Genomic DNA, 790 nt, shown 5'->3' with positions numbered 1-790 from the left:
GCTTTTCCATGCGGGTTTCACAAGTTTCCACGATAGCCTCGATCTTTTCGATGCGGATCACGGGTGGACCGAAAAAACACTTATTCGATACCAGACTAGCCTGCGGCAGATCGGTGTGACGCTCGTAGAGATATTTGAGGAGCGGGGCGAAGATGTTGAGTTGGCTGGTGCTTGGGAAATAGATTTGAATACGATCCCGGAATTTGTTGCATTGCGGAAAGACAACGGGGTTTCGATTGCGACGATCAATCGCGACCTGATGGCCTTCAACCACCTCATGTCACATATCAAGCACAAGGGCTGGATTGAAAGAAACCCGGTTTTGCAAATCGAGAAAACTGGGATGAAGGAAAACTTGCTTGACATCGTTCTTCCGACGGATGAGGCGATCAGAAAGCTGGGCCAGCGCGCCCTTGGGACGCTATCCTTCTTTCCTTGCTTCCTCGACGAGACAGGGGGACGTGTCACCGAGATGTCGATGATCAAGTGGTCGGATGTGAACGGCTTGGATCGCCCCCTTGAGGGCCACGTGACGCTTACTTTGCGACATACGAAGGGGCGCAAGGTTCGGACAATCACGCTCCGCCAGAGCGCGATCAACATCCTGTTGCAAGTTCCGCGCAACAACCGCCCACCCTATGTATTCTGGAACAGGACGGATAATGGCTTTTACCCCTCTGCGGCCAATTTATTCTGGGAATATGCTCAGGAAACAAAGTTCGGTGCCCGGCGCCATGACATCCGCTACAAGTTCGCCATTGAGAGACTGAAAGAAGGTTGGTCAGTCTCC

The 790-nt window shown here is 52.4% G+C and carries 1 protein-coding gene; it reads left to right on the top strand.

Going from position 1 to position 790, the window contains the following annotated elements; all coding sequences use genetic code 11:
- Nucleotides 1–790, top strand: a 790-nt coding sequence (locus tag ACOI1H_RS25925; RefSeq protein WP_422441229.1) for a tyrosine-type recombinase/integrase, incomplete at both ends; no start/stop codon positions are given.

This window comes from Loktanella sp. DJP18, assembly GCF_049310965.1.
GTDB lineage: Bacteria > Pseudomonadota > Alphaproteobacteria > Rhodobacterales > Rhodobacteraceae > Loktanella.
Note: the sequence above shows the minus strand (reverse complement) of the source record. Positions and strands in the feature narration are given on the sequence as shown.